The sequence below is a fragment of the Brachyspira pulli genome, assembly GCF_036997785.1.
Taxonomy (GTDB): Bacteria; Spirochaetota; Brachyspiria; order Brachyspirales; family Brachyspiraceae; genus Brachyspira; species Brachyspira pulli.
Genome location: NZ_JAWLQI010000105.1, coordinates 1 through 5,763, shown reverse-complemented (window position 1 = coordinate 5,763; position 5,763 = coordinate 1). Strand labels below are relative to the sequence as shown.

The following is a 5,763-nucleotide window of genomic DNA, read 5'->3' as shown; positions in this document are numbered from 1 at the left end:
TATTTTTATTAAACAATATATAATATACTATATATTTAAATAAAGGAATCAAAAATGCAAATAATAAAATACGATAAAAAATATATTAAAGAAGCTTTAGAAATATGGAACAATATAATAGAAGATGGAATATATTTTCCTCAAATAGAAAAATTATCAAATGAAGAAGAAGCAGATAAATATTTCAATTCTCAAGATTATACAGGCATTGCAATTGATAATGATAAAGTTTATGGAGTTTATATACTTCACCCTAATAATATAGGAAGATGCGGACATATATCGAATGCATCTTATGCTGTAAGCAAAGAAGCAAGAGGAAAAGGCATTGGAGAAGCTTTAGTTAGAGATTCTATGGAACAAGGTAAAAAATTAGGATATAAAATTCTTCAGTTCAATGCCGTTGTAATATCTAATACTTATGCCCATAAATTATATGAAAAAATTGTATTCAATAAAATAGGCGTAGTAAAAAAAGGTTATTTAAATAAAAATAATGAATATGAAGACATTGTTCTTTATTATATAGATTTATAATTATTCTTTCATTTAATAAAAAGGAAATAGTATGGATTTTAAAAAAGTAAAAATTGAAATATATATACCAGCAGAATATACAAGCAAATTAAGAGAGGCATTAAATAATATTGGTGCCTTAGGTGTTGGTAATTATGATAATGTAATGTCAGTAACCAAAATCACTGGATATTGGCGTCCTCTTGAAGGAGCTAGCCCTTTCGACGGAAAAGTTAATGAAATATCTGAAGCTCCAGAAGACAAAGTAGAATTTTCAACTGATATCAAAAACGTAGAAAATATTATTAAAGTTATGAAAGAAGTTCACCCTTATGAAGAACCTGTAATGAATATAATACCTTTAATCAATGATAGATTTGATATTAATTTAAATTATTAATATTTTAAATTTGTTAAACAAAAAAACAAGAGCTAGTAATTTAACTCTTGTTTTTTATTTTAAATTATAAAAAATATTTAAGCTTTTTTTATCTCTGAAAGGTCTTTTACAGAATTTACTCTTTCATTAGTAATAGCCTTAGTAGGACATTTAGCTATACTTTCATTTGTAATAGAATAATCATCATAATTAACTATAGCAAGATAATTATCTACCTTCATACCGCCTTCTTTAGTGTTCTTAACACAAATACTGCATCCTATACAAGCTCTATCACAAGCCTTTTTAGCAACAGGGCCTTTATCTTTAGATTTACAATAAACATGGAACTCTTGAGAAACAGGGTGTATTTCTATAAGTTTTTGAGGGCAAGCCTTAACACAAGCACCGCAAGAAACACATTTATCTTCAACTATTATAGGAACTCCAGTATCACTTTTCACAATAGCACCAAAATCACATGCTTTCATACAATCATAAAGTCCAACACAGCCGTAAGAACAATCTTTATTACCGCCAGCCATAACAGCAGAAACACAAGTTTGAGCACCGTTATAAACTCTGCTTGATTTTGCTATATCTTTATGACCATGACAGAAAATATATGCTCTTGTTTTTTCTTTTTGTTCCGGAGCAACTTTACCTAGAAAATCAGCAACCTTTGCTGCAGTATTAGCTCCTCCTACAGAACAGCCGTCTACAGGAGCTTTATCATCAACTAAAGCTTTAGCAAACTGAGCACAGCCAGCAAAACCGCATCCTCCGCAATTAGCACCAGGAAGCATTTCTGTTAACTGAGTAACTCTCTCATCAACTTCAACTTTGAAAATTTTAGAAGAAAATATTAATAAAACAGCCAATATCAAAGCAATTAAGCCTGAAGATATTGAAGCTACTAAAACAGATGTCATCATTTTTATTATCCTTATAAATAACTTCTAACACATTAATAATTATATTTTAATTATGCCAGAGAAACCATAGAATATAAGAGCAAGTATTCCTGCAGTAATAAAAGGCATAGCAGGACCTTTAAAAGCTTCCGGAATATCAGCAGTAGCTAAACGTTCTCTTATACTAGCCATTATAACTAAAGCCAATGTAAAACCAACACCAGCACCTAAAGCAAATACTATATTTTGTATAAAGTTATATTTGTATAAAACACCAAATAAAGCTAAACCTAATACACAGCAGTTAGTAGTAATAAGAGGAAGATAAATACCTAAAGAAAGATATAAACTTTCACTTGTTTTTCTTACAACCATTTCAACGAATTGTACTAATGCTGCTATAACTATAATAAATAATATAGTTTGTAAAAATTCAATTTTAAAAGGAACTAATATATAATATTGTATCATCCAGCTAACAGCTGCAGTTAAAACCAATACGAAAGTAACAGCAATACCCATACTAACAGCTGAATCTAATTTATTAGATACTCCTAAAAACGGACATATACCTAAGAATTTAGTTAATACAAAATTGTTAACTAATACAGTAGCTACAAAAAGTAAAATTAAATTAACCATTAGCTTTTCCTCCTCTAGCATCTATAGCTCTTTTTATTGCAATCAAAGTACCTAAAGTGAAGAAAGCACCTGGAGCCATAATCATAACAACCCAAGGAGTAGTAATTTCATTATAAGCATTCAAAGCAAAAGGCATTGCAGATTCAACAAAACCTCTTATAGTTCCAACGATATCGAAACCTAACCAAGTACCATTACCTAATATTTCCCTAATAGAAGCAAGTAATGTTAATGCAAAAAAGAAACCTACACCGTTACCTAAAGCATCAAAAATACTAGGTATAATACCATTCTTATTAGCAAAAGCCTCAGCTCTACCTAATATAATACAGTTTACAACTATAAGCGGTATATAAGGCCCTAAAGCTAAAGATAATGTATAAAACTTAGCTTTCATAACAATATCAGTTAAAGTTACAAAAGCAGCTATAACAACAATGTATCCCATAATTCTAACTTCATTAGCATAAATCTTTTTGATTAATGAAATTAAAGCGGAAGAACAAACTAATACAAATATAGTAGCCACAGACATACCTATCGCATTCATAACACTGCTTGTAACCGCCAAGCTAGGACACATACCAAGAACTTGTACAAAAGTAGGGTTATTTTTCCAGACCCCTTCCATAAACACTTGAGAATTTTTCATAATAATTTAACCTTGATTTAATTAAGATTACATAGCAATATTTTAGCATAAATTGCAATTTTTTCAAGCAACTTTACAAATATATACTTATTATATGTATTTTTTACTGATCTTCACCAGTTTTTAGCTTGAAAAATGACATAGCTTCTTCTAAATTTATAGATAATTCTTCCAATTCTCTAGAAATCTCACTTACATCTTCAGCCAATTTAGTATTATTTCTTGAACTATTCTCTATATTACCTATATGTAAATTTATAGAATCTATACCATCTTTTTGTAATTTCAAGGCATTTGTAAAATTAGAAAGTAAAGTATAGGCTTTTTCTATTTTTTCTTTCATGCTATAAAATAATTCTTTAGATTCATTAGTAGACTTAGCTGCTTCTTCAATACGTTTCTGACTTTCTTCTATAAGTGCAGATATGTCTTTTACTGAACCTGAAGTACTTTGAGCTAAATTTCTTATCTCACTGGCAACTACTGAAAATCCTCTGCCATTTTCTCCAGCACGTGCTGCTTCAACTGATGCATTTAAAGCCAAGATATTAGTTTGAAAAGCAATATTCTCTATAACTTTTGTAATATCTCTTATTTTATTACTAGCCTCGCTTACAGAATCAGCATTATTTGCAGCCTCTGTAATACTAACATCAGCCATATCTATAGAATTATTTGCATCTTTCATTATATCTATAAGTTCATTAGCGTAATTGGTAGTTTCTAATACAGAACTTCCTATATTATTAGCTACATTAGAAGTTTCTTTCATATTATCAAAATTACTTTCTGTTTCGCTATGAAGTTTACCATTCTTTAAAGATATTTCCTCTGCTCTATTTTTAGCTTCTTTAGAAATAACATTTACAACATTAACTGCCTCAATCAAAGCCTCTTTCATATTATAAAAGCTGCTCATCAATATACCTATTTCATCTTTTCTCTTTAATTCTGATTTACTATGTCCAATATAACCTTTTGATATATGATCAGCCTCCATAACAACAATATTTAAAGGCTTCACTATTGAAGAAGCAATGCATTTACTTATCAAACAAATTATAAATGTCATAATCACTGCTATAATTATAACTATTTTTGTAAGTTTATTTTTATCTCCATATATCTCATTTTGACTATAGCTTACTATCAAATGCCAAGGAGTATTGTTTATTGAACTAAATAAAGATATTTGAGATACATTATCATCATCTTTATATTCCAAAATGCCGTCATCATTATCTAAAACATATTGAAAGAATTCATCTTCTTTTTCACGTATAGTTTCCGGTTTTCTTTCATAAGCTGAAGTACCTATAATATCACTATCATAAATATAAAGTTTATTTGTATCAGTATGTGCTATTATGTTTTTCTTACTGTCTATAATAGCTATAGAACCAGTATCTCCTATATGACTAGGCAATATATAATCTGATATAAATTTCATCCAATTAATAGAACTATTAAGTACTCCTACAACCTTTCCATTTTCATCTTTTATACCTTTCCATATAACACATATAGCATTAAGAGGATTTGCTGAAGAAGGCTGTATAAAATCTCTTGCAGAAAAATCATATCCATTTTCTTTGAATCTTTTCCAATCTGATGAATCTGCCCCATAATTAATATGCAGTAATTTTCCGCCTATAGAGTCAAGTATGATATTAGCATTAAAATTAACTAATGAATAATTATAAAAAACTTGTGTATCGGCTACTTCTCTTGTAAATTCTTTTAAAGAACTTTCAGCCGCTAATCTGTTTTCTTCTGTAGGATTTGATAAATATCTTGATAAATTACGGTCTTTAGAATATAAATCCATAACCAGTCTTTTTTCAGCAAAATATAAATCAATCATATCTGAATATGATTTTGCTGCTACTCTCAATCCCTTTATAGCTGTGTCTTCTATAGTCTTTGAACTTACTACCGTAATAATCAATACTATAACTAACATACATAAAATAAAAGTAACAGAAATTATAAAAGGTATTCTAAAAGAAAGATTATTTATTTTCATATAACAAACCATACTAAAAAAAATTTAGATATTTTGAAAAAAACTAATTATTTTTTTACCATAACTAATATAATAGAAAAAATAAAAAAAATCAAATATTTTATGACAATTATTTCATTTTTCATACCAAAATACTAATTATAAGTATAGCATAATAACATTAAAAGAATAAACAGTAAAAAAATGTGTATTTTTAATCAATAATATTTTACAATTATAATTGTTTATTATTTATATATGGAATAATACATAAATAATAAACAATATATAAAATTTTATAAATATACCTAAACAACTATATTTTGTCAATTTTTACTTTTTTGTAAATTGAATTTTTGTTTATTAATAGTATAAAATATTATTAATTTTTGTTTAAAATGCGAAGTAAAACCAAGATTTATGTCAAAAATGCAGTCTTTCGCGAAGCGTATCCGAGCCCGCCGAGGATATAGGTTCTTTGTGCCACGCCAAAGGCACTCCCTTCGGTCGCAAAAGAACTGGGGGTGTTACGAAGTACGCAGAGCGGTGGGGCTAGTCCCCACAAATAACCTAAATTTAAAATTGTATTTTTTGACAAACTCTAAAATTTTCAGTATATACCTAAACAAATATATTTTGTCAATTTTCAAACAGA

General features: G+C 28.2%; 6 protein-coding genes. 2 read left to right on the top strand and 4 right to left on the bottom strand.

Translation table 11 applies throughout. From position 1 onward, the window contains the following. The first annotated feature begins 54 nt into the window (after positions 1-54). Both R4K56_RS14325 and R4K56_RS14320 read left to right on the top strand, forming a co-directional pair. Positions 55-537 (top strand): GNAT family N-acetyltransferase, encoded by a 483-nt coding sequence (locus R4K56_RS14325; RefSeq protein ID WP_335773123.1) that lies wholly within the window; start codon positions 55-57, stop codon positions 535-537. A gap of 31 nt (positions 538-568) precedes the next feature. Further along, positions 569-916, top strand: coding sequence for a YqfO family protein (locus R4K56_RS14320; RefSeq protein ID WP_335759942.1), 348 nt, complete (start codon positions 569-571; stop codon positions 914-916). Positions 917-993: 77 nt separating this feature from the next. Here the strand turns inward: R4K56_RS14320 and R4K56_RS14315 are convergent, their stop codons facing one another. From R4K56_RS14315 to R4K56_RS14300, 4 genes are all read right to left on the bottom strand, one after another. Further along, entirely contained in the window at positions 994-1,830 is an 837-nt protein-coding gene (locus R4K56_RS14315; protein ID WP_335759943.1) for an RnfABCDGE type electron transport complex subunit B, read from the bottom strand. 39 nt (positions 1,831-1,869) lie between these two features. Further along, positions 1,870-2,451 carry an electron transport complex subunit RsxA gene (rsxA, locus tag R4K56_RS14310; RefSeq protein WP_297300517.1) on the bottom strand — a complete coding sequence of 194 codons (582 nt, stop codon included), beginning with the start codon at positions 2,449-2,451 and terminating at the stop codon, positions 1,870-1,872. Next, on the bottom strand, positions 2,444-3,103 hold the full coding sequence (locus R4K56_RS14305; protein ID WP_335773124.1) for an electron transport complex subunit E: 660 nt from the start codon (positions 3,101-3,103) through the stop codon (positions 2,444-2,446). Before R4K56_RS14305 ends, rsxA begins: the two co-directional genes overlap by 8 nt. Positions 3,104-3,206: 103 nt before the next feature. Then, the gene (locus R4K56_RS14300; RefSeq protein WP_335773125.1) at positions 3,207-5,129 is read right to left on the bottom strand and encodes a methyl-accepting chemotaxis protein; all 1,923 of its coding nucleotides are present in this window, start codon (positions 5,127-5,129) and stop codon (positions 3,207-3,209) included. Between the last annotated feature and the right edge of the window lie 634 nt (positions 5,130-5,763).